Origin of the sequence: Mesorhizobium sp. B2-4-1 (assembly GCF_006442185.1) — a bacterium.
Lineage (GTDB): Bacteria > Pseudomonadota > Alphaproteobacteria > Rhizobiales > Rhizobiaceae > Mesorhizobium.
In genome coordinates, this window is sequence record NZ_VFVN01000002.1 from 179467 (window position 1) to 206242 (window position 26776).

The 26776-nt window shown below is 62.6% G+C and carries 28 protein-coding genes; 11 read left to right on the forward strand and 17 right to left on the reverse strand.

The features are described 5' to 3' along the window. Positions 1-12: 12 nt before the first annotated feature. Both FJ949_RS05490 and FJ949_RS05495 read right to left on the reverse strand, forming a co-directional pair. Positions 13-756 carry a creatininase family protein gene (locus FJ949_RS05490; RefSeq protein WP_140493930.1) on the reverse strand — a complete coding sequence of 248 codons (744 nt, stop codon included), beginning with the start codon at positions 754-756 and terminating at the stop codon, positions 13-15. 4 nt (positions 757-760) lie between these two features. Beyond that, positions 761-1327 carry an SIS domain-containing protein gene (locus FJ949_RS05495; protein ID WP_140493932.1) on the reverse strand — a complete coding sequence of 189 codons (567 nt, stop codon included), beginning with the start codon at positions 1325-1327 and terminating at the stop codon, positions 761-763. A 187-nt stretch (positions 1328-1514) separates the two neighbouring features. Here FJ949_RS05495 and FJ949_RS05500 point away from each other — a divergent pair, with 187 nt between their 5' ends. Then, entirely contained in the window at positions 1515-2537 is a 1023-nt protein-coding gene (locus FJ949_RS05500; protein WP_140493934.1) for an aldo/keto reductase, read from the forward strand. A gap of 93 nt (positions 2538-2630) precedes the next feature. Here the strand turns inward: FJ949_RS05500 and FJ949_RS05505 are convergent, their stop codons facing one another. The 4 genes from FJ949_RS05505 to clpP all read right to left on the reverse strand — a co-directional run bounded on the left by FJ949_RS05505 (position 2631) and on the right by clpP (position 7983). Next, positions 2631-2903 carry an HU family DNA-binding protein gene (locus FJ949_RS05505; protein ID WP_006201846.1) on the reverse strand — a complete coding sequence of 91 codons (273 nt, stop codon included), beginning with the start codon at positions 2901-2903 and terminating at the stop codon, positions 2631-2633. A gap of 196 nt (positions 2904-3099) precedes the next feature. Beyond that, positions 3100-5511 carry an endopeptidase La gene (gene lon / locus FJ949_RS05510; RefSeq protein WP_140493937.1) on the reverse strand — a complete coding sequence of 804 codons (2412 nt, stop codon included), beginning with the start codon at positions 5509-5511 and terminating at the stop codon, positions 3100-3102. Between the two features lie 272 nt (positions 5512-5783). Beyond that, the gene (gene clpX, locus FJ949_RS05515) at positions 5784-7058 is read right to left on the reverse strand and encodes an ATP-dependent Clp protease ATP-binding subunit ClpX (RefSeq protein WP_140493939.1); all 1275 of its coding nucleotides are present in this window, start codon (positions 7056-7058) and stop codon (positions 5784-5786) included. A gap of 295 nt (positions 7059-7353) precedes the next feature. Further along, positions 7354-7983, reverse strand: coding sequence for an ATP-dependent Clp endopeptidase proteolytic subunit ClpP (gene clpP / locus FJ949_RS05520; protein WP_027028064.1), 630 nt, complete (start codon positions 7981-7983; stop codon positions 7354-7356). 335 nt (positions 7984-8318) lie between these two features. Between clpP and FJ949_RS05525 the strand changes: the two genes are divergently transcribed. After that, the gene (locus FJ949_RS05525) at positions 8319-8909 is read left to right on the forward strand and encodes a hypothetical protein (RefSeq protein ID WP_140493941.1); all 591 of its coding nucleotides are present in this window, start codon (positions 8319-8321) and stop codon (positions 8907-8909) included. A 2-nt stretch (positions 8910-8911) separates the two neighbouring features. Here FJ949_RS05525 and FJ949_RS05530 read toward each other — a convergent pair whose 3' ends face one another. Next, positions 8912-10015: an FAD-dependent oxidoreductase gene (locus FJ949_RS05530; protein ID WP_140493943.1), complete on the reverse strand. Its 1104-nt coding sequence runs from the start codon at positions 10013-10015 to the stop codon at positions 8912-8914. A 104-nt stretch (positions 10016-10119) separates the two neighbouring features. Here FJ949_RS05530 and FJ949_RS05535 point away from each other — a divergent pair, with 104 nt between their 5' ends. Then, positions 10120-11370 (forward strand): cytochrome P450, encoded by a 1251-nt coding sequence (locus FJ949_RS05535; protein ID WP_140493945.1) that lies wholly within the window; start codon positions 10120-10122, stop codon positions 11368-11370. A 41-nt stretch (positions 11371-11411) separates the two neighbouring features. Here FJ949_RS05535 and FJ949_RS05540 read toward each other — a convergent pair whose 3' ends face one another. The 6 genes from FJ949_RS05540 to FJ949_RS05565 all read right to left on the reverse strand — a co-directional run bounded on the left by FJ949_RS05540 (position 11412) and on the right by FJ949_RS05565 (position 15840). Further along, positions 11412-11762 carry a cupin domain-containing protein gene (locus tag FJ949_RS05540; protein WP_181172165.1) on the reverse strand — a complete coding sequence of 117 codons (351 nt, stop codon included), beginning with the start codon at positions 11760-11762 and terminating at the stop codon, positions 11412-11414. A gap of 83 nt (positions 11763-11845) precedes the next feature. Then, positions 11846-13126 carry an O-acetylhomoserine aminocarboxypropyltransferase gene (locus FJ949_RS05545; RefSeq protein ID WP_140493947.1) on the reverse strand — a complete coding sequence of 427 codons (1281 nt, stop codon included), beginning with the start codon at positions 13124-13126 and terminating at the stop codon, positions 11846-11848. A gap of 158 nt (positions 13127-13284) precedes the next feature. Then, the gene (locus tag FJ949_RS05550) at positions 13285-13806 is read right to left on the reverse strand and encodes a CoA-binding protein (RefSeq protein ID WP_140493949.1); all 522 of its coding nucleotides are present in this window, start codon (positions 13804-13806) and stop codon (positions 13285-13287) included. Beyond that, positions 13803-14585, reverse strand: coding sequence for an AAA family ATPase (locus tag FJ949_RS05555; RefSeq protein ID WP_140493951.1), 783 nt, complete (start codon positions 14583-14585; stop codon positions 13803-13805). Before FJ949_RS05555 ends, FJ949_RS05550 begins: the two co-directional genes overlap by 4 nt. Beyond that, a complete protein-coding gene (locus tag FJ949_RS05560) occupies positions 14585-15007 on the reverse strand; it encodes a VOC family protein (RefSeq protein ID WP_140493952.1) in 423 nt (140 codons plus the stop codon). The genes FJ949_RS05555 and FJ949_RS05560 overlap by 1 nt, the downstream gene beginning before the upstream one ends. Before the next feature lie 11 nt (positions 15008-15018). Beyond that, positions 15019-15840: an enoyl-CoA hydratase gene (locus tag FJ949_RS05565; protein WP_140493954.1), complete on the reverse strand. Its 822-nt coding sequence runs from the start codon at positions 15838-15840 to the stop codon at positions 15019-15021. Positions 15841-15992: 152 nt separating this feature from the next. On the opposite strand from FJ949_RS05565, the gene FJ949_RS05570 reads away from it, so the two are divergent. From FJ949_RS05570 to rpsI, 4 genes are all read left to right on the forward strand, one after another. Next, positions 15993-16439: a PaaI family thioesterase gene (locus tag FJ949_RS05570; RefSeq protein WP_140493956.1), complete on the forward strand. Its 447-nt coding sequence runs from the start codon at positions 15993-15995 to the stop codon at positions 16437-16439. 62 nt (positions 16440-16501) lie between these two features. Further along, positions 16502-17149, forward strand: a complete 648-nt coding sequence (locus FJ949_RS05575) for a LysE family translocator (RefSeq protein ID WP_140493958.1) — start codon at positions 16502-16504, stop codon at positions 17147-17149. A 274-nt stretch (positions 17150-17423) separates the two neighbouring features. Continuing rightward, on the forward strand, positions 17424-17888 hold the full coding sequence (rplM, locus tag FJ949_RS05580; protein ID WP_010915638.1) for a 50S ribosomal protein L13: 465 nt from the start codon (positions 17424-17426) through the stop codon (positions 17886-17888). 1 nt (position 17889) lies between these two features. Continuing rightward, a complete protein-coding gene (rpsI, locus tag FJ949_RS05585) occupies positions 17890-18372 on the forward strand; it encodes a 30S ribosomal protein S9 (RefSeq protein ID WP_140493960.1) in 483 nt (160 codons plus the stop codon). A gap of 61 nt (positions 18373-18433) precedes the next feature. Here rpsI and FJ949_RS05590 read toward each other — a convergent pair whose 3' ends face one another. The 3 genes from FJ949_RS05590 to FJ949_RS05600 form a co-directional block, all read right to left on the reverse strand. Then, positions 18434-19822 carry an MFS transporter gene (locus FJ949_RS05590; protein ID WP_224646253.1) on the reverse strand — a complete coding sequence of 463 codons (1389 nt, stop codon included), beginning with the start codon at positions 19820-19822 and terminating at the stop codon, positions 18434-18436. Positions 19823-19903: 81 nt separating this feature from the next. Next, a complete protein-coding gene (locus FJ949_RS05595; protein WP_140493962.1) occupies positions 19904-20962 on the reverse strand; it encodes a glycerophosphodiester phosphodiesterase family protein in 1059 nt (352 codons plus the stop codon). Between the two features lie 96 nt (positions 20963-21058). Beyond that, positions 21059-22267, reverse strand: a complete 1209-nt coding sequence (locus FJ949_RS05600) for an acyltransferase (RefSeq protein ID WP_140493964.1) — start codon at positions 22265-22267, stop codon at positions 21059-21061. 123 nt (positions 22268-22390) lie between these two features. Here FJ949_RS05600 and speB point away from each other — a divergent pair, with 123 nt between their 5' ends. From speB to FJ949_RS05615, 3 genes are read left to right on the forward strand one after another with little or no spacing between them, the layout of a single operon-like run. Continuing rightward, positions 22391-23398, forward strand: coding sequence for an agmatinase (gene speB / locus FJ949_RS05605; protein WP_140493966.1), 1008 nt, complete (start codon positions 22391-22393; stop codon positions 23396-23398). A 29-nt stretch (positions 23399-23427) separates the two neighbouring features. Beyond that, positions 23428-24354 (forward strand): N-acetyl-gamma-glutamyl-phosphate reductase, encoded by a 927-nt coding sequence (gene argC / locus FJ949_RS05610; RefSeq protein ID WP_140493968.1) that lies wholly within the window; start codon positions 23428-23430, stop codon positions 24352-24354. Next, a complete protein-coding gene (locus FJ949_RS05615; protein WP_210240547.1) occupies positions 24351-25193 on the forward strand; it encodes an aminoglycoside phosphotransferase family protein in 843 nt (280 codons plus the stop codon). The genes argC and FJ949_RS05615 overlap by 4 nt, the downstream gene beginning before the upstream one ends. 82 nt (positions 25194-25275) lie before the next feature. Here FJ949_RS05615 and FJ949_RS05620 read toward each other — a convergent pair whose 3' ends face one another. Next, positions 25276-26364 (reverse strand): COX15/CtaA family protein, encoded by a 1089-nt coding sequence (locus FJ949_RS05620; RefSeq protein WP_140493972.1) that lies wholly within the window; start codon positions 26362-26364, stop codon positions 25276-25278. Between the two features lie 183 nt (positions 26365-26547). Here FJ949_RS05620 and FJ949_RS05625 point away from each other — a divergent pair, with 183 nt between their 5' ends. Continuing rightward, positions 26548-26763: a DUF2842 domain-containing protein gene (locus FJ949_RS05625; protein WP_140493974.1), complete on the forward strand. Its 216-nt coding sequence runs from the start codon at positions 26548-26550 to the stop codon at positions 26761-26763. Positions 26764-26776: the final 13 nt, after the last annotated feature.

The following is a 26776-nucleotide window of genomic DNA, read 5'->3' on the forward strand; positions in this document are numbered from 1 at the left end:
AGGAGAACCGCGCTAGCCCCTCAGGATCGTGCGCAGGTGATCCATGATCATGGCAACGCCCTCTGCTCCGAGCGCAGCCGAGGCATCCGGAGCGCTGGCCGTATACCAGCTCGTATTGTCGGCGAAATGGCCGGCATCGACAGCCTCAGGGCATAGCGCCAGCATCAGCGAGGTCTCGCCGATGCCGGCATGATCGAACGGGTACTTGCCGTTCATCGAGGCCGGCATCAGCGGATGCACCTGCACCCAGTTGAAAAAATTGCTGCCCTCGGCATGCTCGGCATAGTAGGCGGCCATCACCTCGGAGCCCCACCAGCCTTCACCTCGTTCCTTCTCAAGGAAGCGGAAGATCGCCTGACGTCCGGCGGCCTTGAAGGCGAGATCGGTCGGCATGCCGGCGGCGAAATTCTCGGTCTGGTGGTGGATTATGGCGTGGATGTTGCGAAAACCGATGCGCAGCAGGCTGTAGAACAGTTCCTCCGCGAAGGGCGCCAGTTGATTGCCGCCAACCTGCACCGAGCCTGTGCCCACCGGCGGCGCCACGGCGTAGCTCGCCGCGCCGTAGTAGAAGGGCGGCAGGATGACGATCTCCCGCTCCTTCTCAAACAGCTCCAGCGTCTTGACGACCGCCAGCGTGTCCATGCCCACCGCCATGTGCTCGCCATGGTATTCGAGCACGCCGAGCGGCAGCGCGATCGGCCAGTTCTGGGCGATCGCCTTGCGGATCTGGTGCGGCAGCATCAACTCGTAGCGCATCGCACTACTCCATATTGGTGTGACGGGCCCGCATCGCCTCCGGCGAGGCCGCGGTCAGACCCCTGAGTTTCAGCACCATGACCTCGAACAGCAGGAACAGCGCGCCTTCGAACACCGATCCCATCGGCAGGACCGATGTTTTTTGCGGACCCTGGTCGTCAGCCATGGTTTGCGCCGGCACGAGCAGCGTGAAGTCAGCCAAGCGCGCTGCACTGCCGCCCGGCTGAGCGGTCAGAAGCAGAACCGTCGCGCCGGCCTGGCGCGCCACCTGCATCAGGGTCAGCACGGTCGCGGTTTCTCCAGGCCCGGAAGTGACCAGGAAGACATCGCCCTGCCCCACGGGCGGCGTGGTCATGTCGCCGACCACCGATACCGGCAGGCCCAGATGATGGAGCCGCATGGCGAAGCCCTTGACCTGCAAGGCCTCGCGGCCGCAGCCATAGACGACGATCTGCCGTGCTCCTGCGAGCATCTCGCAGGCGGCATCGATCCGGCCGTCGTCGACGCGCGCCAGCACAGTGCCGAGCTCGTCCAGAGCGGTCCTGAACATCTGCGAGCCCGCATCGCTCATGATGGTGCCGTCCAACGATCCGAGGTCGAAGAAGAGTGGAAATTCCCGGTCACGTCTCTCCCCGAACAGCTTGTTTTTATTGATGCTACCACCGCGAAAATCCGTGTCCAACGCCCCTGCGCGCTTTTGCTGTGCCACGAGCATGATAGTGTCATGTCAGACAAATCAATGAGGCAAACGGCAGGATATGAAGACACGGCATTTCGACCGCATCGGCAATGGCGGTATCAGCTTCACCGAACTCGGCTTCGGCACGGCGCCGCTCGGCAACCTCTACCGCGCCGTCTCCGACGAGGACGCCAATGCGACGCTGGAGGCTGCATGGGCGACCGGCTGCCGCTACTACGACACCGCGCCGCTCTATGGGCTTGGCCTGTCGGAGACGCGGCTCAACCCCTTCCTGCGCGGCAAGAAACGCGACGACTACGTGCTGTCGAGCAAGGTCGGCCGCATCATGCGCGCCTGTCCGCGGCAAGAACGCACCGGCATCGGCAAGTTCTTCGACACGCCGTCGCGCAAGGAGGTCTACGACTACAGCTATGACGGCGTGATGCGCTCCTTCGAAGCGTCCCTGGAACGGCTCGGCGTCGACCGCATCGACATTCTGTTCGTGCACGACGTCGACATCTTCACCCATGGCAGCAAGGAAGCGTCCGACCAGCGCATAGAGGAGTTTATGCGCTCCGGCTATTACGGACTGCTTGCCTTGCGCGACCAGGGCGTCATCAAGGCCTTCGGCGGCGGCATCAACGAATGGCAGGTTGCCCAGACATTGGCCGAGCGCGGTGATTTCGATCTGTTCCTGCTTGCCGGCCGCTATACGCTGCTCGAGCAGGAGGCGCTGACATCCTTCCTGCCACTCTGCCAGAAGCGCGGCATCGGCATCGTTTTGGGCGGCCCCTACAATTCCGGGATCCTGGCCACGGGGCCGAAGCCGGGTGCCTTCTACAACTACACCGAAGCGCCGCGGGACGTGCTCGACCGGGTGGCGCTCATCGAGGCGGTCTGCCGACGCCATGACGTGCGCCTAATCGAGGCAGCGCTGCAGTTCCCGTTGCTGCATCCGTCCGTCGTGTCGGTGATCCCCGGTGGCCAGCGGCCAAGCGAGGTCGAAAGCAATCGGTCACTGCTCGACGCGAAACTGCCGGCGGCACTCTGGGCCGACCTGAAGAAGGCCGGCCTGATGCGGGCGGACGCGCCAACCGGGTAGCTCGCAATCGCGAACCTATCGACCGGCACGAGCGCAAAAGAAAAGCCGGGGCTTGCCCGGCTTTTCTGATATTTTGAAATTTAAAAAAGGCGCTTAATTGACGGCGTCCTTGAGACCCTTGCCGGCCGAGAACTTCGGCACGGTGCGCGCCGGGATCTTTACTTCGGCGCCAGTCTGAGGGTTGCGGCCGGTCGAGGCTGCGCGCTTTGACACGGTGAAATTGCCAAAGCCGACAAGCCGGACATCGCCGCCCTTCTTCAGTTCGCCGGTGATGACGGAGAATACCGCATCGACAGCCGACTGCGCGTCACCCTTCGAAATGCTCGCGGCGTCGGCGACAGCGGACACCAGTTCGTTCTTGTTCATAAAAATTCCCTTCCATGAGAACACCGGAACTCTCGACTCATCCGGCAGGAAACGGACTTTAGAAAGAAGCGCTCGCGCAACCAAGTCGAAAAGCCGGGAAAGAATGGAAAAAAGCCCGGAATTCCGGGGTTTTTCACATGAAAAAGCCGGGCGCGAGGCCCGGCTTTCTGTTTGTGCGCTGCAACTTTAGCAAGAACTAATGCGCAAGCGACTTTCCGGCGTCATCCGCAGTGTCCGTCGCGGCAGGAGGATTGACCGGTTCGACCCATTCGATTGGCTCCGGCATACGCACCAACGCGTGGCGCAACGCCTCGCCGACCCGCGAGACCGGGATGATTTCCATACCGTTCTTCACGTTGTCAGGAATATCCGCCAGATCCTTGGCGTTGTCTTCCGGGATCAGCACTTTCTTGATGCCGCCGCGCAGTGCGGCAAGCAACTTCTCCTTCAGACCGCCGATCGGCAGCACCCTGCCGCGCAGCGTGATCTCGCCGGTCATGGCGACATCGGCCCTGACCGGAATGCCGGTCAGCACGGAGACGATCGCGGTCGCCATCGCCACACCGGCCGACGGCCCGTCCTTGGGCGTGGCACCCTCCGGCACGTGGACGTGGATGTCGCGCTTGTCGAACAGCGGCGGCTCTATGCCGAAATCGAGAGCGCGCGAGCGGACATAGGAGGCCGCCGCCGAAATCGATTCCTTCATCACGTCGCGCAGATTGCCGGTCACCGTCATGCGGCCCTTGCCGGGCATCATGACGCCTTCGACCGTCAGCAGCTCGCCGCCGACTTCCGTCCAGGCAAGTCCGGTGATGACGCCGACCTGGTCGTCTGCCTCGACCTGACCGAAGCGGAAGCGCGGAACACCGAGATAATCGGCGAGATTGTCCGCCGTGATGTTCACAGTCTTCTTCTTCGTCTTCAGGATCTCGGTCACCGCCTTGCGCCCGAGCTTCATCAGCTCGCGCTCCAGGCTCCTGACGCCCGCTTCACGGGTGTAGGTCTGGATGATGGCGCGGATCGCGTCCTCACTGACGGAGAACTCCTTCGGCTGCAGCGCGTGATCGCGCACCACCTTCGGCAGCAAATGCCGCTTGGCGATCTCGATCTTCTCGTCCTCGGTGTAGCCGGCGATACGGATGATTTCCATGCGGTCCATCAAGGGCGCAGGGATGTTCAGCGTGTTCGCCGTCGTCACGAACATCACACTCGACAGGTCGTACTCGACCTCCAGATAGTGGTCCATGAACGTCGAGTTCTGCTCGGGGTCGAGCACCTCCAGCAAAGCCGACGACGGATCGCCGCGGAAATCCTGGCCCATCTTGTCGATCTCGTCGAGCAGGAAGAGCGGATTGGATTTCTTCGCCTTCTTCATCGACTGGATGACCTTGCCGGGCATCGAGCCGATATAGGTGCGGCGGTGACCGCGGATCTCGGCCTCGTCACGCACGCCGCCCAGCGCCATGCGGATGAACTCGCGGCCGGTCGCCTTGGCGATCGACTTGCCGAGCGAGGTCTTGCCGACGCCGGGAGGGCCGACGAGGCACAGGATGGGCCCCTTGAGCTTCTTCTGGCGGCTTTGCACGGCGAGATACTCGACGATACGGTCCTTGACCTTGTCGAGACCGAAATGGTCGGTGTCGAGCACGTTCTGCGCGAACGCCAGGTCCTGCTTGACCTTGGAGTTCTTGCCCCACGGGATCGACAGGATCCAGTCGAGATAATTGCGCACCACGGTGGATTCCGCCGACATAGGCGACATCGTCCTCAGCTTCTTCAATTCGGCTTCCGCCTTTTCGCGGGCCTCCTTGGAGAGCTTGGTCTTCTTGATGCGGGCCTCGATCTCGGCGGCCTCGTCGCGGCCGTCCTCGCCTTCGCCGAGCTCCTTCTGGATCGCCTTCATCTGCTCGTTGAGGTAGTATTCGCGCTGCGTCTTCTCCATCTGGCGCTTGACGCGCGAGCGGATGCGCTTCTCCACCTGCAGGACGGATATCTCGGCTTCCATGAAGCCCATCGCCTTTTCCAGCCGCTCCTTGACCGAGAGCGTGGCCAGCATCTCCTGCTTTTCGGGGATCTTGATGGCGAGGTGCGAAGCGACCGTGTCGGCGAGCTTGGAATAGTCGTCGATCTGGCTGGCGGCACCAACCACCTCGGGCGAGATCTTCTTGTTGAGCTTGACGTAGTTCTCGAAGTCGGTGACGACCGAACGAGCCAGCGCCTCGACCTCAACCTCTTCCTCTTCCGGCTCGACCAGCGCGGTGGCGCGGGCCTCATGGAAGTCGGGACGGTCGGTGAACGCGGTGATTTTCGCGCGCGAGGCGCCTTCGACCAGTACCTTGACGGTGCCGTCGGGCAGTTTCAGCAATTGCAGCACGTTGGCGAGCGTGCCGATATCAAAGATGGCATCGGGCTCCGGATCGTCATCGGCGGCATTCATCTGGGTGGCGAGCAGGATTTGCTTTTCCTGACCCATCACCTCTTCCAGCGCCTTGATCGACTTTTCACGCCCGACAAAGAGCGGAACGATCATGTGCGGGAACACCACGATGTCGCGCAGTGGGAGGACTGCGAAGACGCCGTCGCTGGGAGCCTTGGTTATTTTGGCCATTGTCCAACCTTTCATGTCGCGGCCGCCAATCGGCCAACCGCGAATCTTATATTAACGACCGGGGATCGTTCCGCCTACCACCGTTGTGACGGGAGTTTTACAGCACAGAAATCGGGCACCTCGGCCTTCTCGTGTTAGGTGGATGCAGGAGGGCCAAAGATCAAGAGTTAACATCGCCGGCGTTCCATTCCCTCGCGAAGGTCGCATGCCTCTCATGGCAAAACGGCGCCCCGAGGGCGCCGTTCCACAAAAATATGGGTTCAAGTGGCATGTCAGGCGCTGACATTGCCCTTCTTTTCCTTCTGTTCGGAATAGATGTAGAGCGGCCGGGCACTGCCGGTCACCACTTCTTCCGAAATCACCACTTCGCGCACGCCTTCGAGCGCCGGCAGTTCGAACATGGTGTCGAGCAGGATCGCTTCCATGATGGAGCGCAGGCCACGCGCGCCGGTCTTGCGCTCGATGGCGCGCTTGGCGATCGCAGACAATGCGTTCTCGTGGAAGGTCAGGTCGACATTCTCCATCTCGAACAGCCGCTGGTATTGCTTGACCAGTGCGTTCTTCGGTTCGGTCAGGATCTGGATCAGCGCCGGCTCGTCGAGGTCTTCCAGCGTCGCCAGGACCGGCAGACGGCCGACAAACTCGGGAATGAGGCCGAATTTCAAGAGATCCTCCGGCTCCACAAGGCGGAAGACATCGCCGGTGCGGCGATCCTCGGGCGATGCCACGGTGGCGCCGAACCCGATCGAGGTCTTGCGGCCACGATCCGATATGATCTTGTCCAGCCCGGCGAAGGCGCCGCCGCAGATGAACAGGATGTTGGCGGTGTCGACCTGCAGGAACTCCTGCTGCGGATGCTTCCTGCCGCCCTGTGGCGGTACGGAGGCGACAGTGCCTTCCATGATCTTCAACAGCGCCTGCTGCACGCCCTCGCCCGACACGTCGCGGGTGATGGACGGGTTATCGGACTTGCGCGAGATCTTGTCGATCTCGTCGATGTAGACGATGCCGCGCTGGGCGCGTTCGACATTGTAGTCGGCCGACTGCAACAGCTTCAGGATGATGTTCTCGACGTCCTCGCCGACATAGCCGGCCTCGGTCAGCGTCGTGGCATCGGCCATGGTGAAGGGCACGTCGATGATGCGGGCCAGCGTCTGCGCCAGCAGCGTCTTGCCGCAACCGGTTGGGCCGATCAACAGGATGTTGGACTTGGCCAGTTCGACATCGTTGTTCTTGCCGGCATGGGCGAGGCGCTTGTAGTGATTGTGGACGGCCACCGAAAGCACGCGCTTGGCGTACGGCTGGCCGATAACGTAGTCGTCGAGAACCTTGAGGATCTCCTGCGGGGTCGGCACACCCTCGCGCGACTTCACCATCGAGGTCTTGTTCTCCTCGCGGATGATGTCCATGCACAGCTCGACGCATTCGTCGCAGATGAAGACCGTCGGGCCGGCGATCAGCTTGCGCACCTCATGCTGGCTTTTGCCGCAAAACGAGCAATAAAGCGTGTTCTTGGAATCGCCGCTGTTGTTGCCGACTTTGCTCATTTTCATGTCCTTTCATGGCCGCCCGCCGATGGTCTGGCTGAAAGGGCGCATACTCTATTTATCGCGGGAATCCGCCGCCGCCAGTATCCCGGCTCCCGCAACGTATTCCGTACGAAACACAAATCAGAAAACGTGGCAATGATTCGCAGCAACCCCACACAAAGCTAAGCCGTCGAAAATCAACATAGCCTTAACGTAGGCAATCCCGATCGTCGAGGGAACAGCCAATTGTGGCCGAAATGCCGCAAGACGCGCCAAAAGCGCGTGATGCCGCCATCCAACTGCCAATATGCCGTTATGCCAGCGCCCCTTCGGCCGCTTCGCGCGACGAAATGACCTTGTCGATCAGGCCGAAGTCCTTGGCCTCGTCCGCGGTCATGAAATGGTCACGGTCGAGCGTCTTTTCAATCTCGTCGTAGCTCTTGCCGGTGTGCTTGACGTACACCTCGTTGAGGCGGCGCTTCAGTTTAATGATGTCCTGGGCATGACGCTCGATGTCGGACGCCTGGCCCTGGAAGCCGCCGGACGGCTGGTGAACCATGATGCGGGCGTTGGGCGTGGCGAAGCGCATGTCCTTGTGGCCGGCGGTCAGGAGCAGCGAGCCCATGGAGGCCGCCTGGCCGATGCACAGCGTCGACACGGCCGGCTTGATGAATTGCATGGTGTCGTAGATGGCCATGCCCGAGGTGACGACGCCACCGGGCGAATTGATGTAGAGGTTGATTTCCTTCTTCGGATTCTCGGCTTCCAGGAACAGAAGCTGCGCGCAGACCAGCGTCGCCATGCCGTCCTCGACCGGACCGGTGATGAAAATGATGCGCTCTTTGAGGAGGCGCGAGAAAATGTCGTAGGCCCGCTCGCCGCGATTGGTCTGTTCGACCACCATCGGAACGAGGTTCATGTAGGTTTCGACGGGGTTCTTCATTCGTTATCTCTTGTCTCGCGGTGGGATTCCGGCGCCGGACATGCTGGCAACTCGGGCAGAATCGGTTCTGGATCGTTATTGTGTAAATAGGATGCCGGCTCATCCTTGTGCAAGGCCGACCCCTCCTAGCCATCTGGGTAAGTCGAATCAAGCTTTCCAGGCGAGATTCGCAACGGCGGGCGCTTCCGCCGGCTCGCGACGGCACCTGCGGCCTGACAGGTAGCAGTTTCTTAACCGCGTCACTTAACGAATGCGCCGAACCCGCTTTTCTCGCGGACCGCTTCCCCTACAATTCAACGTTGAACTTGTGTCCGCGGTTCAACAGGGGGAACGTCATGTCCAGGAAAACCGCATGCTTCGCCATGGCCGGGCTGACCATGCTCGGCTCGATTTCGCAGACGGCGGCCGGCGGCCGCGCCGTCGAATGCTATGAGCCGGTCCAAACGCCTGATGTCTATGACACGGTCTACGAGGACGTGATGATCAGTCCGCCCAGCCAGCAGGTCGATTATGAAGCGCCGATCTACGGCACGCGCGAGCGGGTGGTGATGACGGTTCCGGCACAGGTGACCTATGAGGTGGTGCCCGCAATCACCCGTACGGTCTACCACACAGTCAAGGTCGATGATGGCGGCTATTCCTGGGAATGGCGCGTCATCCACGGCCGCAAGGTGCTGTGCAAGGTCCGGCACAAGGCGCGCTATGAACGCGTCGCCGAAACGGTGGTGATCCGGCCGGAGCGCACAAGGCGCGTCGTCATTCCGGCGCAATATGACAGGATCGCCGAGGAGGTGCTGGTGCGACCGGAGCAAAGGCGCGTCATCGACATTCCCGGCGCCTACCAGACCGTCGCGCGGCGCGTGCTGGTGCGCGAAGGCTCATCCGGCTGGCGGCGCGTGCATATTCCCAGGCATTGCCAGGACTGAATTCAGGCGATTTCGGCTCGCAACCAACGTTTCAGGCCGGCAATATCGCCATCATCGACAGCCGCCGCCACACGCCGGCCGACCGCCGCCCCGAATTTATAGCCATGGCCCGAGCAGGCCGAGACGATCAGGCACTTGCCCGTCTCATGCGCCAGGAATTTCTCATCGTCCGTGAATGTGTAGGCGCAGGTGACCACTTCGGTCACCTCATACTCCTCGATGCGGGCGATCGGCGGTGAAAACAGGTTGCGGATCGCCTCGCCCTCGCCCGGCACCGGCTGCCGGTTCCAGTCGGCGTCGCTGGTCGGCACCCTGTGCAGGCCTGAACCGAATTTCATGCCGGCACCTCGGGTCAGCGGAATCATGTAGCCGTCGGTCTTGCCACCTACATCGAGGACCACGGGCGCAACTTCCCAGACGGCCTTGAGGTCCGCCGGCGGTTCGACATAGGCGAGCGCGGTTCGGTACGTCTTCAGTTCGCCGCCGAGTTCGGGGAACAGTTTCAGCACCCAGGCGCCCGCAGCGACGACGATGCGGTCGGCCTGCATCGTCTCGCCGGACGCGAGCACGATATGCCCTGCCTCGGAGTCGACCGCCGTCACCTTGCTGTTCTCGTAGACGTTGGCGCCGTTGGCGCGCAGCCACTTGGCCAGGCCGGACGCGATCTTGCGGCAATGCAGCGCGCCGCCTTCCGGCGAAAAGTAGGCGTAGCGGAACGAGCCCGGCTCCAGGAAAGGCCAGCGTTCGACCGCGGCATCAGGTTCCAGCAGGTCGAACGGATAGTTTCCCTCCTCCAGCCCTTCCCGGTATTCCTCGGCTTCGTCGCCCGGCTCGCGCGAGACGCAGAGGAAGCCCCTGGAATCGAGATGGTTCTCGCCGAGGTCGGCCCACATTTCGTCCCAGGCTTCATAGGCCTCGCTGATCAGCCGGCCGTAGCCGGTCCCGGCCCGGTAGGCACGGCGAATGATGCGGTGATGGTCGCCGGATGCCGCCAACGGATTGGGGATCGGCCCCTGCTCGACGATGGAAACGCTATGGCCAGCCTTGACCAGCGACCATGCGGTGGAGAGACCGGCGATGCCCGCGCCGACAACGATCACATTCATCAAATCAGACTTTCCGCAGCCGTTGCGGCTGGCTCAACGCATTGGATTGCGGCCGCCAACATACGGTCTGGAACCAGGCTGGCAAGCCGCGCTATTGGTCTGGCATGACCAAATCGACGCCATCCTACCTCGCCTTTGATCCAGCGACCCGTCACCTGAGGCTTGACCCGCACGAGCGGGCTTTCTTCCAGGATCCGTACGAGGCCTACACGTTCCTGCACGATGCATCGAATGCCTTTTTCTGGGAAGAATTCGGATTCTGGTGCTTTGGCGGCTTCGACGACGTCAACAAGCTGTTGCGCGACCGCCGCTTCGGCCGCCAGAACCCGGCGGGCATTCCCGACAGTCGTGGCATCGGCCGGGATAGAACACATCTCAAGGCATTCGACGGCATCGAAGCCAATTCCATGCTGGAACTGGAGCCGCCGGTACACACGCAGCTTCGAACACTGGTCAACCGCGCCTTCGTGTCGCGCCAGGTCGAGCGGCTGCGGCCGCGCGTGGAGGCACTCGCCAACGAACTGATCGATCGTTTCGAGCCGGGCAAGCAAGTCGACCTGCTGCCCGCCTTCGCTTCTCCCCTGCCCATCACCATCATCGCCGAGATGCTCGGCGTGCCGGTCGAAATGGGACCGCAACTGCTCGACTGGTCACATCGAATGGTCGCCATGTACGTGCATGGCCGCACTCGCGAGATCGAGGAGACGGCCAATCGCGCGGCGCAGGATTTCGCCGATTTCCTGCGCGGCACCATCGCCGAACGGCGCAAAAATCCCGGCGACGACCTGCTGTCGCTGCTGATCTCGGCGCAGGAGGGCGGCCAAAAATTGTCGGAAGACGAAATGGTGTCCTCGGCGATCCTGCTGCTCAATGCCGGCCACGAAGCGACCGTGCACCAGACCGGCAATGCGGTGCGCTCGATCTTGGCGCAAGGCGGCGACCCGCGCCGTTTCTTCACCTCAGCCGAGGCAACGGCGGCCGCTGTCGAGGAATGCCTGCGCTTCGACGCGCCGTTGCACATGTTCACCCGCTACGCCTACCAGGAGATCGAAATCGCTCCCGGGATCGTCGTGCAGCCCGGCCAGACGATCGGTCTGCTGCTTGGCATGGCCAACCATGACGCTCATGCCTTTGCCGAGCCGCGGGCCTTCCGGCCGGATCGTGCCGACCAGAAGAACGTGTCGTTCGGCGCCGGCATCCATTTCTGCATCGGCGCGCCCCTGGCCAGGCTCGAATTGCAGGTGTCGCTGAAAACATTGTTCGAGCGGCACCCAAAGCTTCGTCTTGCCGAAAGCCCAAGCTTCCGCGACACGTATCACTTCCACGGGCTGGAAGCGCTCACCGTCGGCTTCTGAAGGAGCGCAGGCCTGAGCTGTGAGCTGCGCGCAGCAAAGGATCACAGCCTGATCACATACTCCTTGCGGGTGGTTTCAAGCACTTCCCAGCTTCCCTTAAAGCCAGGCCGCAGCACGAAGCTGTCGCCGGCCCTGACGGTGCGCGCTTGGCCACCCTCCTCTTCGATCACCGAAACGCCGGAGAGGATGTGACAGAATTCCCATTCGTCGTAGACGATGCGCCACTTGCCCGGGGTCGATTCCCAGATACCGGCATAAAGGCCGCCTTCGCGCTCCTCGACGTTCCAGGTGCGGAATTTCGGATCGCCCGAGATCAGGCGATCGGGCGCCGGCGCGCCTTCTTCGGCGTCGACAGAATCCGTCGATATCGTCAGGTAATGCTCGGACAGGATTTGCCTCCATGAAGAACCGGCCTCGGGCCGGCTCGCCTTACCCCGGCGTTTTGCGCCGACCCGCCCACGAGGGGGAGGATAGATCAAACTTTGGCGAGTGCCTGTTCGAGATCGGCGACGATGTCGGTGACGTCCTCGATGCCGATGGACAGCCGCACCGTGTCCGGTCCCGCACCCGCCTTGACCTTCTGCTCGTCGGACAGCTGTCGGTGCGTGGTCGACGCCGGATGGATGACCAACGACTTGGTGTCACCGACATTGGCCAAGTGCGAGAACAACTCCAACGCTTCAACGAATTTGACGCCGGCCTCGTAACCGCCCTTGAGGCCGAAGGTGAAGACCGCGCCGGCGCCTTGCGGCGAGTATTTCTTTTGCAGGGCGTTGTTCTTGTCGCTGGGAAGGCCGGGATAGTTGACCCAGGCCACCTTGGGATGGTTGGACAGCCAGCCCGCGACGGTGATCGCATTGTCGCAATGGCGCTGCATGCGCAGCGGCAAGGTTTCGAGGCCTGTCAAAATGAGAAAGGCGTTGAACGGCGAAATCGCCGGGCCGAGATCGCGCAGGCCAAGCACGCGCGCGGCGATGGCGAAGGCGAAATTGCCGAAGGTTTCGTGCAGCACCAGGCCGCCATATTCGGGGCGCGGTTCCGACAGCATCGGGTACTTCCCTGATTTCGACCAGTCGAACGTGCCGCCATCAACGATGGCGCCGCCGATCGAGTTGCCGTGACCGCCAATGAACTTGGTCAGCGAATGGACGACAATGTCGGCGCCGTGCTCGATCGGCCGGATCAGGTAGGGCGAGGCCAGGGTGTTGTCGACGATCAGCGGCAGGCCATGCTTGCGCGCGATGTCGCCGATCTTCTCTATGTCGACGAAGGTGCCGCCGGGATTGGCCAGACTCTCGATGAAGATCGCCTTGGTCTTGTCATCGATCTGGCTCTCGAAGGTTGACGGATCGTTCGCTTCGGCCCAGCGCACCTCCCAGCCAAAGTTCTTGAAGGCATGGCCGAACTGGTTGATCGAACCGCCATAGAGCTTGTTGGCGGCGACGAAATTGTCGCCCGGCTGCAACAGATTGTGGAACACGATTACCTGGGCGGCGTGGCCGGACGCGACCGCCAGGGCGGCCGTGCCGCCCTCGAGCGCCGCTATGCGTTCTTCGAGCACCGCCTGCGTCGGGTTCATGATGCGGGTGTAGATGTTGCCGAAGGCCTTCAGCCCGAACAGCGAGGCGGCATGATCGGCGTCGTCGAAAACAAAGGAGGTCGTCTGGTAGATCGGCGTGGCGCGTGCGCCGGTGGCCGGATCGGGTTTGGCGCCGGCATGGACGGCGAGCGTGTTGAAACCGGGCGTGCGGGTCACTGAAACCTCCCTCGAACAAAACTTCTGAAATTCGCCGGCCATTCTTGGCCAAGCTCGACCACGAATGCAAAGAAGAAAATACCCTTCGGCGTGTCATCTTCGACCAGATAGCAGGAAAATACGGCTCCTGCCGGAATAATTTTGCGCCTTCCCCTTGTCTATTTTTGCCGCACGCCGAAACTCTGGAACCCCGACCGCATCAGCGGCTTCTTCGACGACAGCACACCGGAATTGACCCCGGTCCAGCCGATCTCGCCGGACAGCTTGCCGTATTCGATCTTGGGGCAGCGGTTCATCACCACCTTGATGCCGGCGGCTTCGGCGCGCGCGGCGGCTTCGTCGTGGCGCACGCCGAGCTGCATCCAGATCACTTTCGGCAGGGGATCGAGCTTCAGCACCTGGTCGACAACGCCGGCCACCGCCGCCGAGGCGCGAAAGATGTCGACCATGTCGATGGGCTGGGCAATCTCGGCAAGGCTGCCATAGACCGTACGGCCGAGTATCTCCTTGCCAGCATGGCCCGGATTGATGGGGAACACCTCAAACCCCTTGGCCAGCAGGTATTTCAACACGAAATAGCTTGGACGAACGTCGTTGGCGGACGCGCCGACCATGGCGATGGTCTTCACCGAATTGAGGATGCCGGCGATGTAGGCGTTGTCATAGCTATCGTGATTCATGGCTCGTCCTCATACAACGCCTCGGCGAGAAAGCCATCAGGATCACTGCTGAAATCGCGCATCATGCGGAAGTGGTCCGTATCACGAAAATCGGTCGGATCGAGCCCGAACCGGCTGATGCGGAACAGCCGCGCGCCCGGACAGGCCATCAGCAGCGGCGAATGCGTCGCCATGATCACTTGCGCGGTGCCCGACCGATCCATGCGCCGCAGCATCTTGAGAAGCTCGATCTGGCGCGATGGAGACAGCGCGCTTTCGGGCTCGTCGAGGATGTAGATGCCTTGTCTGCGGCAACGTTCCTCGAAGAAGCGGATGAACCCTTCGCCATGCGACCAGGACAGAAAGTCGGGCGGAGGTGGCTTGAACGGATCTTCCAGGGCCACCTGGTCAAGATAGCGAGCCACCGAGTAGAAGGATTCGGCGCGAAAGAACCAGCCGGCGGTGACTTTTGGCAACCAATGGCCACGGAAAGTGTCTGCCAGCGCGGCACCACTCTTGTCGATGGCGCCGGAATGGTCGACGGGCTGATAGCCCTTGCCGCCTCCGGCTTCGTCGTAGCCGGCGAGCGCGCCGATCGCCTCGAGCAATGTCGATTTGCCGGTGCCGTTCTCACCGACGATGATGGTAATTGGTGTGGTGAATTCGAGTTCGAAGGCGTGACCACGAAACAGCGGCAGGTTCCACGGGTATTTTTCCCAATCGGTCACCCGCTCGGAATCGAGCAGAATGCGCTTGAGATAGGGCGCCTTGAGCCGCGTCAACTGCCTGCGGTAAGCCATCAATCGGGCAGCGAGATCGTACCGTCTTCCGCGATCGGAAAGGCCGGGTTGTGCGCCACTTCCCAGACATGTCCGTCGGCATCGGCGAAATAGCCGTACCAGCCGCCCCAGAAGGCACGGCCTGCCAGCTTGACGATGCGGCCGCCGGCCTCTTCAGCCATCGCAAGCACCGCGTCCACTTCGGCATCGGAGCGGGTGTTGTAGGCGAGATAGACGGCGGCAGGCGCCTTGGCGAAGGTGATGCCGGAATCCTCCTCGGCGCTGGCGCGCGGGAACAGGCCGAGTATAACACCACCCATCTGGAAGAAGGCGACGCCATCGGTGATGCCCGCATGGCGCTTCAGGCCCATCGTCTCGTAGAAGCGCACCGCACGATCGAGATCATCGGTGGCGATGGTGATGATGGAGATGCGCGGCTCCATGACTTTCGTCCTTATTCGTCGGTCCATTCCGGCTTGCGTTTGCCGATGAAGGCGCCGATGCCCTCCTGGGCGTCACGCGCCAGCATGTTCTCGACCATGACCCGGCCAGTATAGCCATAGGCATCCGCCAGCCCCATCTCGGCCTGCGCATAAAACGCTTCCTTGCCGGTCTTCAGCACCGAAGATGATTTTGAAGCAATGGTTTGGGCGTATTTGTTGACAATCTGATTCAGGTACTCGCGCGGCACGACGCGGTTGACCAGGCCGAACTCCTTGGCGGTCGCGGCATCGATGGTTTCGCCAGTCAGGAGCATTTCCATGGCGTGCTTGCGCGAGACGTTGCGAGACAACGCCACCATCGGCGTCGAGCAGAACAGGCCGATGTTGACGCCCGGCGTGCAGAAGGTCGCCTCATGCGAGGCGATGGCGAGGTCGCAACTGGCGACAAGCTGCAGGCCGGCGGCGGTGGCAAGGCCATCCACTTCGGCGATCACCGGCTTGGGGTGGCGCACGATCGCCTGCATCAGCGTAGCGCAGGCGGCAAACGTCTCTTCGAAGAAGGCCTTGCCGCGATCGGCGTCGGCGCGGCGCGCTGTCATCTCCTTGAGATCGTGGCCGGCGCAGAATACCTTTCCGGCCGCCGACAGCACTATGACGCGAACGGCCTTGTCGGCCCTGGCACGGTCCAGTTCCTCCGTCAGCGCCGTCATCGCCGCCAGGGAAAGCGCGTTCGCGGGGGGATTGGCAAGCGTCAGGCGCAGCAGGCCCTCGTCGCGCCTAGCCACAACCGGCCCTTCAACTGCGACAGGCTTGATGGCAAGGATTTCGGCCATGGCTAAGGTCTCCGCGATTCCGTTCCGCTGGCAAGGTATCTAATATCGGCTGGGGTTTCATCAACACCGTATCGCTTGCGCCAGTAGGATGAAGGTGTTGCCAGAAACGCGCCGCTTCGCCCATACAGGCTTGGCGCAGAATGAGGACCGAGATGCCCGCCCAGACCAAGCTCGAGCCGGTGCTGACAGCAGCCCAGGTCAATGCGCTGATGGAGACCGTGTTTCCGCAGCTCAACGAAAAGGGCGCGGCCTTTGAGGCAACCGACGTGTTTCCCGGCGGCTGCACCGTGCGGCTCAATGCCGGCGAACGGCATTTGCGTCCCGGCGGTACGGTGTCCGGCCCTGCCTTGTTCACGCTGGCCGACATTGGCGGCTATGTCTGCGTGCTCAGCCATGCCGGGCCCGATGCGCTCTCGGTCACCACCAATCTGAACATCAATTTCGTCCGCAAGGCCGAGGCAGGACCGATCGATGGCCATTGCCGCATTCTGAAGCTCGGAAAGAACCTGATGGTCTTCGACATCGACATCGTCGCCGGCCCGGAGGGGCAGACAGTGGCGCACGCCACCGGAACCTATTCGATCCCGCCGAAACGCTGACACGGAGAAGGCCGATCCGGCATCCTGGCCGGAACTCCCGATCGACACGTCCGTTTTGCGGCATGCCCGATCTGACCACATACCTTGCCTTTCTCGGCGCCGTGCTTGCCTACCAGCTTTCCGGCGTCGGGCCCGATATGATGCTTGTGATCAGTCGCGGCGTCGGACAGGGCTGGCGCCACGCGCTGGCGGCCGCGACAGGCTGCGTATCGGCCGGCGTCGTACAAATTCCATTACTTGCGATGGGACTTGCCACGCTGATCACATCCTCGCCGCCTCTTTACAGCTTTCTCCAAATCGTCGGCGCCATCTATCTGATCGCCATCGGGGTCAAATTCCTGTTGGCGCGCCGGCAGGATGAAAGTCGTACCTCTGCCTTTGCCAACACCGGTGGCACTGCTGCCGCTTTCCGGCAAGGCATGATCTGCAATCTCACCAATCCGACGACGCTTGCCTTCATGTTAGCGATGCTGCCGCAATTCGTTCACCCTTGGGCCGGTCCAGCGGCGTTGCAGTTCGTCATTCTCGGCACGACTATGAAGATGAAGGGAATGGTTGTCCTCGGCGCTGTCGCGCTGACCTCCGGCGCGGTCGGCGGCTGGCTGTCGCGCCGAAGCAGCTTCGTCGTGTGGCAGGGAAGGCTAGCCGGAGCCATTATGGTCGCCGTCGGCATCAGACTCCTGCTTGCAGTGACGAGTGGCCGGCGGTGAGCGAAATACCAGCCGTTTTGGCGGTAGGCCGTGTTGTAAAATAATACCACATAGTTTAGCCATTGAAATTTAACGGTTTTTCGTTTTCGTTGACTCCCAATGATGCTTGACGAGGGCTACCCTTCTCCCCTATAAGCCCTCACGAAGCAGCGGCCCGCAAAGGCCGCCGTTTTGTTATTGGCGGCGGGCAAGCGCTTTTCGTCAATCCAAGCAACAAGAAACGCCTTCCTTATCGTTTGTGGATTGGGGAAGGTCCGAACCGAAAGCAGAAAACATGACAACCTTTTCGCAGAAGCCTGCGGATGTGGTGAAAAAGTGGATCCTGATCGACGCCGAAGGTCTCGTCGTCGGCCGTCTCGCCACCGTTATCGCCAATCATCTTCGCGGCAAGCACAAGCCGACCTTCACCCCGCATGTCGACGACGGCGACAATGTCATCGTCATCAATGCCGACAAGGTGGTGTTCACCGGCAAGAAGTTCACCGACAAGGTCTATTACTGGCACACCGGGCACCCCGGCGGCATCAAGGAGCGCACCGCGCGCCAACTGCTTGAAGGCCGTTTCCCCGAGCGTGTCGTCGAGAAGGCCGTCGAGCGCATGGTGCCGCGTGGCCCGCTCGGCCGTCGCCAGATGAAGAACCTGCGCGTCTATGCAGGTGCCGAGCATCCGCATGTCGCCCAGCAGCCAGAAGTGCTCGACGTGGCCAAGCTGAATTCCAAGAACAAGAAGGTCGCATAAGATGGCTGAGCTTTCCTCGCTCGCAGAACTGGGCGCCGCTACCGGCAACACCAATACGCAGGCCGCGGCACCCGTCCATGTCCAGAAGCTCGACAAGTCGGGCCGCGCCTATGCCACCGGCAAGCGCAAGAACGCCATCGCGCGTGTTTGGGTGAAGCCAGGTTCGGGCAAGATCGTCGTCAACGACAAGGAATTCGCGACCTATTTCGCGCGTCCGGTCCTACAGATGATCCTCAACCAGCCGATCATCGCCGCCAACCGCTCGGGCCAGTACGACATCGTCGCCACGGTCATCGGCGGCGGCCTTTCGGGCCAGGCCGGCGCTGTGCGTCACGGCATCTCCAAGGCGCTGACCTATTACGAGCCGGCGCTGCGTGCCGTGCTCAAAAAGGGCGGCTTCCTGACCCGCGACAGCCGCGTCGTCGAGCGCAAGAAGTACGGCAAGGCGAAGGCCCGTCGTTCGTTCCAGTTCTCGAAGCGCTAAGCGCATCGCAGCTTCACAACCGAAAGGCCGCCTGCGGGCGGCCTTTTTGCGTTGCGCATCACTATTGAGCGGAATGGTCGGCGTCGCGGATGAACAGGAACGCGCAAAGTGCCGAGCCGGCCACCGCGAGCGCCGAGGCCAGGAATGCCAGTTGCATGCCCTCGATCGTGCCCAGCGCCAAGGCGGATCCGAACAGCGCCACCCCGATCGCGCCACCCGACTGGCGCACGGTGTTGAGCACGCCCGATGCCGTTCCCGACATCTCCGCCGGCACGGAAGACAACAGCGCGGTGGTCATGGCCGGTACGGCAAGACCAATGCCGACCGGCAGGAACAGCAGGCGCCACAGCAGCGACAGGTAGGACGTATCGGCCTGGATCAGCGCCATCAGTCCGAAACCGGCTGCCCCGACGAACAGGCCAATCGCCATGGGCGATCGTGGACCATGATTTGCGGCAATGCGCCCGGCGGCAATGTTCGACAGGGTGACTGCCGCCATGAACGGCAGGAAGGCCAGCCCTGTCATTTCGGGAGAAAAATGCCTTTCCTGCTGGAAATACAGGCTGAGCATGAAGATCGTGCCATAGAGCGTCAGGTTGACGGCCAGTCCCACGAGGCTCGTCACAGCCGGCACGCGGCTGGCAAAGAGACCGAGCGGAAACATCGGCGCCCTCGTCCGGCTCTCGACCAGCAGGAACAGGCTTGCGGCCACCGCCGCCAATACCAGTCCGCCGATGACCGGCATCGAGGTCCAGCCCGATGAACCGGTTTCGATAAAGGCGCCGGTCAGCGAAAACAGCGCCAGCACGACAAGTCCCTGCCCCACCCAGTCGATCGGCGGCCGCTCGGCCTTGAGCGGCGTTTCCTGCAGAAACCGATAAGCCATCCAGATGGCGAGAGCGCCAATGGGCAGGTTGACCAGAAAGATGCTGGCCCAGCCAAGCGACGCGACCATGAAGCCGCCGAGCACCGGCCCTGCCGACAGCGCGATGCCGCCCGCCGCCGTCCACAGCCCAACGGCGCGTGCCCGGCGCGCCTTGTCGGATGCGTAGGCGCGATTGAGGAGTGCCAGCGAACACGGCATCAGCAAGGCGGCACCCGCGCCTTGTGCAGCGCGCGCCGCAATTAGCAACCAGGCACTCTGAGCCAGGCCGCAAGCCAGCGAAGCAATGCTGAACAGCGCCATGCCGCCAACGAAAACGCGGCGAGCGCCGACCCTGTCGCCGAGGGCGCCGCCGGCGAGCAGCAGCGAGGCGAAGGCAAGCGTGTAGGCGTCGACGACCCATTGCAGGCCGCCGACCCCCATCGACAGCCCAGTACCGATCCTGTTCAGCGCGACGTTGACGATGGAGACATCGAGCTGCACGACCACGAAGCCGAGGCTGGTCGCAGCAACGGTGGCGGCATAGGCGGCAGGGCGCTTGATAACGATGGTATCGGGCATGCCCATGGATAACGGGTTTCCCCTGACACCGTTGCGTCAGCAGGCGCCGGCCTGCGACAACCAGGCCGGAACTTCAGCCGCGGCAAATCAATTGATGCTGGCGGTCGCGGCAGGTTCGACGCGTTCGCCCGTCCCCGCATAGGGCACGCGAAACCCATTCGCCGCCAGCCAGCCTATCGCCGCCTTCGGCTCATCGGTCTGGATGATGGTGGCGCCGCGATCGGCCCAGAAACCCCAGGCTTCGCGCGGCAGGCTGGCCTGAACCGCCAGTTCGTCGCCCCGGCCGCCGGCCAGGAAGCCGCCCGGCTTGTCGACGATGGCGTAGGTGTCGGCCCAGATGTGCCAGTCGCCCCTCACCGCGGCCGCGCGCATGCGCGTGCTGAACAGCGGCCCGCCAGTCTCGGTCAACGTCTCCGCGCCGGCGCGCCAGTTGATCAGCTCGATCGCGCGCGGCGCAAAAGCATGGTCGACCGTCGCGGCGAAACCGGCGTCATGCACTGCGTCGTCGGCGATGATCGGCATGAAGTGAACGCCGCCGCCGACCGCTTCCATGGCAGCCTTCACCGTAGCGATCCTGGTCTGGTTCCACAGGTTTTCCTTGACGATGACCTGGTCGGCCATGCCGAGATCTCGCGCCACCGCGACCATACCCGACAGGTCCCCAACCTCGAGCTTGTTGTCGAGATTGATGAGGATCCTGTCCCGGGTCGCCAGCAGCATCTCGCGCAGCGTCGAGACTGTCTCGTCGGTGACGGCGCCCGTGCCTTCGATCACCAGCCGGCACCTCTTCAGTTCGGCCAGCGTGTACTTAACCACCTCACCCTTGCAGGTCGTGGTGCGATCAAGCCAGCTGTCATGCATGACGACAAACTCGCCGTCCTTCGAGCGCCGGATGTCGACCTCGACGATCTCGGCGCCGATCGCGATCGAGCCTTCGACGGCGGCGAGCGAATTTTCCGCATAGAGCGTCTTGCCGGCCTGCATGCTGCCGGCGCGATGCGCGGCCACCATGACGTGGTCGCGCCATTGGTTGGCATGTTCGAAGCGGTCGAGGATCTGCCTGGCGCGGGTTTCGCCCGCCATTGACTGGCTGGCGAAACCCGCCAGCGTGACGGAAAGCAGAAGGCTCGGCCAGAAGGTCCGCATCGAGAATCGCTCCATTCCGGATCGAACCGGGAATAGGCGATGCCCGTGACGTCTAGGTGAACGAAGCCGGCTAGCGGTTGCCAGCGATATGTCGCCTCAGATGCGTTTCGACAGTCGGCGGAACCAGGCCATCGCAGGCATCTCGACGAAACGCCAGGTAATCCAGGAGACACCTATCGTGGCAAGGAGCATGACGAGGATCGCAACGTCCCCCGCCCAGCCGGCGCCGAAGCCGGTCGCCGGCTCTCCGCGCAAGACGATGTCGCCGACAAGACCGAGGCCGAGCTTGCGCTCGACCAGGCCGGCGACATTGATCATGCGCGCCTGGACGAAGATGTGGACCATGTAGATCGAGTAGGACAGCGCGCCGAGCGTCAGAATGAGTGGGGTTCTCAGAAAGACACTGATCCAGCCCCCCTCATGAGCAAAGAGAAACAATGCCAGTGCAAACACCAGCGGTGCTGCGATCCCGGCATCATTGTCGCCCGCCAGTGCGACGAAAAGCACAATGACAGCCGCCATGACGATTTCGGCAAGGGTCCAGCTCAGCAACGGGCCGGTCCGGGCAAGCGCCTGTCGCGCGCCTGCAATGGAATCATGCTGGAACGAGGCAAGCAAGGCGCCGAGCGAGAAGCCGTACAGGCAGCGTATGAAGCCGAAATCGAAGGACACATCCATATGGTGGGTCGAGAAGCCAAGCAGAAACAGAGGCGCGGTGATGGCGGCGGCGACGAACCACACCCAGGCGCGTGCCCCGGCGGTGAAGACCACTCCCGCGAACAACAGGTAGGCGAAGAACTCCGCCGAAATGCTCCAGCTTGGCGCATTCCAAGTCAATTGGTCATCGAAGCCGACCCCCTGGAGCAGCAGCAGATTGCTAAGCAGGCTCTCGAGGCTGAAGCCGCCGGTGAAGGGAGCGGCACCGGCGCCATGCACCTGAGGCAGCATCAGCCGCAGCAGCTCGAATCCGGCAAAAGCGGCGAGCATGAGAAAGTGCAGCGGATAGATGCGGCCGAAGCGCACCAGCGCAAAGCGTGCGACCTCCCGCGGCTGGTTCAGCCGCCAGCCATAGGAGCTGGCGATGACGAAACCGGAGAGAACGAAGAAGAAGTCGACAAACAGATAGGACGAACCGACAAAGGCGCTTTGCGAGATCGTCGAAGCGGTCGGGAAGTGGAACAGCGCCACCAGCAGGGCGCAGATGCCGCGCCACGAATCGAGAACCAGGAACCGCTCACCCGCCACCGTGCCGGACTGGATCGACGCCGCGCCATGGGGAGAATCAAGAAACGCGGTCTGCGTCATGATGATACAATCCTGTCTCGCGGCGGCACCGCGCCCGCGCCGTTTCGTTTCCCCAAGCTGTGACTGGCATGTTGCGTGCCGGTTCTGTAGTTGTTGCACCCCGATGAAAACCAAGGATCCGTAATGGCGAACAAGAACATCGACCATGCCTTCACAGCCCGCTCGAAGACGGGCGCTTCGCTGGAGCCGACCTATGCCGGCGCGCTGTCGTTCATGCGACGCAAATACACGAAGGATGTGAAGGGCGCGGACGCTGTGGTTTGGGGCATCCCTTTTGATGCCGCCGTCACCAATCGGCCCGGCGCGCGTTTCGGGCCGCAGGCGATCCGCCGCGCCTCGGCAATCCTCGACAACGATCCGCAATATCCCTTTTCGCGCGATCTGTTCGAGCACCTCGCGGTGGTCGACTATGGCGATTGTCTGCTTGATACCGGCAACCACCAGAAGACGCCGGGGACGATCGAACGCGAGGCGGCCAAGATCCTGAAGTCAGGTGCCTTCCTGCTGTCGCTGGGCGGCGACCATTTCGTCACCTGGCCCCTGCTCAAGGCACATGCCGCAATCCATGGCCCGCTCGCTCTGGTGCAGTTCGATGCGCACCAGGATACCTGGGAGGATGACGGCAAACGCATCGACCATGGATCCTTCGTCGGCCGCGCGGTCAAGGAAGGCATTATCGATCCCGACCGCTCGATCCAGATCGGCATCCGCACCCACGCGCCCGACACGTTCGGCATCAAGATCCTCTACGGTCACGAGATCGAGGAGATGCGTGCATCCGACATCGCCTACGCCATCGTCGACAGGACGGGCGGCAAGAAGACCTATCTCACCTTTGATATCGACTGCCTTGATCCCGCCTATGCACCCGGCACCGGCACGCCGGTCGCCGGCGGGCCGTCCTCTGCAAAGATCCTGTCGACGCTGCGCCAGCTCAACCAGATCGATATTGTCGGGGCCGATGTCGTGGAGGTTGCGCCGGCCTACGATCACGCCGATATAACGGCGATTGCCGGCTCGATGATCGCCATGCAGTATCTCGGCCTGCTGGCCGAGCGGAAAGCACGGCTCGAAGAGCTGAACAACGGCAGCCACAACGGTGCCGCGGTGAACCAAGGCAACGGCATATAGTTTTCGATATCAGGGAATTTGATCAGCCAATGAAACCGAAAATCTTCATCGACGGCGAGCACGGCACCACCGGTCTCCAGATCCGGGCGCTGCTTGCCGAGCGCGGCGACCTGGAGATCATTTCAATTCCCGCCGAGCGCCGCAAGGAAACGGCGGCGCGAGCCGAATTCCTCAATGCCGCCGACGTTGCGATCCTGTGCCTGCCGGACGATGCGGCGAAGGAGAGCGTGTCGCTGATCTCCAACGAGACCACCAGGGTCATCGATGCTTCGACCGCGCATCGCGTAGCGCAAGGCTGGGAATATGGCTTTGCCGAGATGGACAAGGAGCAGGCGAAGAAGATCGGGGCGGCGAAACGCGTCGCCAATCCCGGCTGCTGGCCGCAGGGACCGATCGCGACGCTGCGGCCGCTGGTCGCCGCCGGCCTGCTGCCTGCGGATTTCCCGGTCACAGTCAACGGCATCTCGGGTTATTCGGGCGGCGGCCGCCCGATGATCGAGGACTATGTCGCCAAGGGCGAGGACGCCTCTGAATTCCTGCCCTACGGGCTCACCCTCCAGCACAAGCACGTGCCGGAGCTCAGGGCCTATGCGAAACTGTCGCACGATCCGATCATGCAGCCAGCGGTGGGCAATTTCGCGCAAGGCATGATCACGGTGGTGCCGCTGCAGCTCGGTGGCCTCGACCATGTGCCGACCGGTGCGGAACTCCATGCAGCCATCGCCGACCATTTCGCCGCCATCAAGGGCGGCGTGGTCGAAGTGGCGCCCTATGCGCATGTGGAGCGCATTCCGGAGATCGATCCGGAAATCTACAATGGCACCAACCGAATGAAGCTCTACGTCTTTGCCAATGACAAGCGCGCGCAGGCCCTGCTGCTCGCCGTTTACGACAATCTCGGCAAAGGGGCATCGGGGGCTGCCGTACAGAACATGGACCTGATGCTCGGCCTCTGATGGCGGCACCGGCATTTCCGGACCGTTGGAAGATCAGCGCGCCCGAGCTCATCGCCGAGACCTTTTCGAGCCGCATCTGGAAGGTGCGGCGCGAGGACGGCTCGCCGGCGATCGTCAAGGCGCTGAAGCCATTCGATGACGTCGCAGACGAGTTGCGCGGCGAGCATTTCCTTGCCTGGCGGCGCGGCGAAGGCGCCGTGCGGCTGCTGGGCCGCGACGGGCATTCCATGTTGCTCGAATATGCCGGGGAGACCATGCTGTCGCATGTTCTTGCCGAGCAGGGAGATTTGGCCGCCACGGAAATCGCGGCGGAGGTGATGGCAAAGCTGTTTTCGCCATCGGATCACCCCGCTCCGCCCGACCTGCAGCCGCTTCGGGAACGATTTTCCAGCCTGTTCAAGAAAGCGGAGGCCGACCGTGTCGTTGGCCGGAACAGCCTTTATGTCGAAGCGGCGGAAATCGCCGACCGGCTGCTGGGTGGTCCGCATGATGTCAGGCCGCTGCATGGCGACCTCCATCACGACAACATCATGCACGGAGCACGCGGCTGGCTGGCGATAGATCCGAAGGGCGTTCTCGGCGACCCGGGATTCGATGCCGCGAACATGTTCTACAATCCTCTTGATCGCGACGACCTTTGTCTCGATCCCCCACGGATTGCCGGGATGGCTGAAGTCTTTGCGCGAACGCTGAGCCAGACGCCGGCGGCAATACTGGATCACGCCATCGCCTATGGCTGCCTGTCGGCTTCCTGGCACCATGAGGACGACAACGCGATCGAGGAGAACCGCGAACTGTCGGTCGCAGCAGCGATCCGAACGGTACGGCTCGGCTTCTGATCCGTGCCGCCTTGCGTCAGGCGGAATTCGACGGCGACAAGACGATGGCGCAGTCGAACGTTCTGGATGTGACCGGAGAGACTCAGCGTCCGAGGGCGATCTCGTGGGGCAAGGGATATGCGCCCTTGGTGCCGCGCCAATGCGCGGCGGCGAACCCCAGCACGATCAACGCGAATCCCTGGTGGATCAGCGCCATGTGCAGCGGCACATGCATCAACAGCGTGCCGATGCCGACGGAGGCCTGCACCAGCACCAGGGCAAACAACAGCGTCGCGCGACGAGCATGCGTTGAACCGGGCAGACGGCGACGCGCGGCGATCATGTGCCACAAGGCGACGACGAACACCGTATAGGCGCCGATCCTGTGCACGAACTGCACCGTCTTGGGGCTTTCGAAGAAATTGCGCCATGCCGGCTCCAGGATCAGCAGATCGCCGGGAATGATCTTTCCGTCCATCAGCGGCCAGGTGTTGTAGCTCAGGCCGGCGTGGAGCCCGGCGACCAGACCGCCGAGATAGATCTGGATCAGCGCCAGAAGCACTACGAGACCAGCCAGTTTCTGGGTCGAACGATCGGCCGCAGGTTCCGAATGCGGCGCCAAGCCGCGCGCGACGACCATGGTCGCCGTGAAGATCAGCGCGGCAAGCGTCAAATGGGTGGCGAGCCGGTACTGGCTGACCGAGACGCGGTCGACCAGACCGGAGGCAACCATCCACCAGCCGATGGCGCCCTGCAGACCGCCGAGAAGCAGGATGCCGACCAGCTTCGGCCCCAGTCCGCGCTCGATGCGGCGCGCCGCCCAGAAGAACAGCAGCGGCAAGGCAAAAACCAGACCGACGCTGCGCGCCAGGAGACGATGCGCCCACTCCCACCAGAAGATCGACTTGAATGCCTCGATGCTCATGCCCTTGTTGAGCTCGGCATATTGCGGGATCTGCTGATAGCGCTGGAATTCCTCTTGCCATTCGGCGTCGTTGAGCGGCGGGATGACGCCGTGGATCGGCTGCCACTCGGTGATCGACAGGCCGGACTCGGTGAGCCTTGTGGCGCCGCCGACCAGCACCAGCGCGAACAGCACCAGAAGCACGACGTAGAGCCAGCCGCGCACCAGCGCGCGGTTGTGCAGATCGCGGTCACGCGCCTCGTAAGGCGCGGCAGTAATGGCGGCCATGGATTTATCCCGGCAGGTTGAAGTCGCGGATTGGTGGACCATCGCATTCCCGCATGCAAGACCGGGCGGCGCGGCACGCCGTCGCGCCGCGTCTGTCGGGTTGCACAGCTTCGCGTCAAGGCCTATGGCGAAGCCGACACATTGAGCTGGGCCGCACTTTACCCCGGCTCCAGGAGGCCAACCATGCCCGTGCGCCTGAAAAAGCTGATCGGAACGTTCCTGCTGGTGGCGCTTGTGATCATCTATGCGCTGGTCGCATCGATCTTCGCGGTCGCCCGGCTGTCCGAGGCGGGCCCGTGGACGCATTTCCTGTTCTTCCTGCTAAGCGGCCTGCTCTGGGTGCTGCCGGCCATGGGCATCATCAAATGGCTGATGCTGGAGCCTCGGCCCAAGCGCTGAACCGTTGCCGGCC

Excerpts from the sequence above, each read along its gene's own strand:
- rplM (WP_010915638.1), top strand. The coding sequence starts at position 17,424 with ATGACAACCTTTTCGCAGAAGCCTGCGGATGTGGTGAAAAAGTGGATC.
- FJ949_RS05600 (WP_140493964.1), bottom strand. The coding sequence starts at position 22,267 with ATGACGCAGACCGCGTTTCTTGATTCTCCCCATGGCGCGGCGTCGATC.
- FJ949_RS05525 (WP_140493941.1), top strand. The coding sequence starts at position 8,319 with ATGTCCAGGAAAACCGCATGCTTCGCCATGGCCGGGCTGACCATGCTC.
- FJ949_RS05530 (WP_140493943.1), bottom strand. The coding sequence starts at position 10,015 with ATGAATGTGATCGTTGTCGGCGCGGGCATCGCCGGTCTCTCCACCGCA.
- FJ949_RS05550 (WP_140493949.1), bottom strand. The coding sequence starts at position 13,806 with ATGAATCACGATAGCTATGACAACGCCTACATCGCCGGCATCCTCAAT.
- clpP (WP_027028064.1), bottom strand. The coding sequence starts at position 7,983 with ATGAAGAACCCCGTCGAAACCTACATGAACCTCGTTCCGATGGTGGTC.
- speB (WP_140493966.1), top strand. The coding sequence starts at position 22,391 with ATGGCGAACAAGAACATCGACCATGCCTTCACAGCCCGCTCGAAGACG.
- FJ949_RS05555 (WP_140493951.1), bottom strand. The coding sequence starts at position 14,585 with ATGGCTTACCGCAGGCAGTTGACGCGGCTCAAGGCGCCCTATCTCAAG.
- argC (WP_140493968.1), top strand. The coding sequence starts at position 23,428 with ATGAAACCGAAAATCTTCATCGACGGCGAGCACGGCACCACCGGTCTC.
- FJ949_RS05505 (WP_006201846.1), bottom strand. The coding sequence starts at position 2,903 with ATGAACAAGAACGAACTGGTGTCCGCTGTCGCCGACGCCGCGAGCATT.
- FJ949_RS05575 (WP_140493958.1), top strand. The coding sequence starts at position 16,502 with ATGCCCGATCTGACCACATACCTTGCCTTTCTCGGCGCCGTGCTTGCC.
- rpsI (WP_140493960.1), top strand. The coding sequence starts at position 17,890 with ATGGCTGAGCTTTCCTCGCTCGCAGAACTGGGCGCCGCTACCGGCAAC.
- FJ949_RS05590 (WP_224646253.1), bottom strand. The coding sequence starts at position 19,822 with ATGGGCATGCCCGATACCATCGTTATCAAGCGCCCTGCCGCCTATGCC.
- FJ949_RS05500 (WP_140493934.1), top strand. The coding sequence starts at position 1,515 with ATGAAGACACGGCATTTCGACCGCATCGGCAATGGCGGTATCAGCTTC.
- clpX (WP_140493939.1), bottom strand. The coding sequence starts at position 7,058 with ATGAGCAAAGTCGGCAACAACAGCGGCGATTCCAAGAACACGCTTTAT.
- lon (WP_140493937.1), bottom strand. The coding sequence starts at position 5,511 with ATGGCCAAAATAACCAAGGCTCCCAGCGACGGCGTCTTCGCAGTCCTC.
- FJ949_RS05495 (WP_140493932.1), bottom strand. The coding sequence starts at position 1,327 with ATGAGCGATGCGGGCTCGCAGATGTTCAGGACCGCTCTGGACGAGCTC.
- FJ949_RS05620 (WP_140493972.1), bottom strand. The coding sequence starts at position 26,364 with ATGGCCGCCATTACTGCCGCGCCTTACGAGGCGCGTGACCGCGATCTG.
- FJ949_RS05535 (WP_140493945.1), top strand. The coding sequence starts at position 10,120 with ATGACCAAATCGACGCCATCCTACCTCGCCTTTGATCCAGCGACCCGT.
- FJ949_RS05565 (WP_140493954.1), bottom strand. The coding sequence starts at position 15,840 with ATGGCCGAAATCCTTGCCATCAAGCCTGTCGCAGTTGAAGGGCCGGTT.
- FJ949_RS05560 (WP_140493952.1), bottom strand. The coding sequence starts at position 15,007 with ATGGAGCCGCGCATCTCCATCATCACCATCGCCACCGATGATCTCGAT.
- FJ949_RS05490 (WP_140493930.1), bottom strand. The coding sequence starts at position 756 with ATGCGCTACGAGTTGATGCTGCCGCACCAGATCCGCAAGGCGATCGCC.
- FJ949_RS05570 (WP_140493956.1), top strand. The coding sequence starts at position 15,993 with ATGCCCGCCCAGACCAAGCTCGAGCCGGTGCTGACAGCAGCCCAGGTC.
- FJ949_RS05625 (WP_140493974.1), top strand. The coding sequence starts at position 26,548 with ATGCCCGTGCGCCTGAAAAAGCTGATCGGAACGTTCCTGCTGGTGGCG.
- FJ949_RS05595 (WP_140493962.1), bottom strand. The coding sequence starts at position 20,962 with ATGCGGACCTTCTGGCCGAGCCTTCTGCTTTCCGTCACGCTGGCGGGT.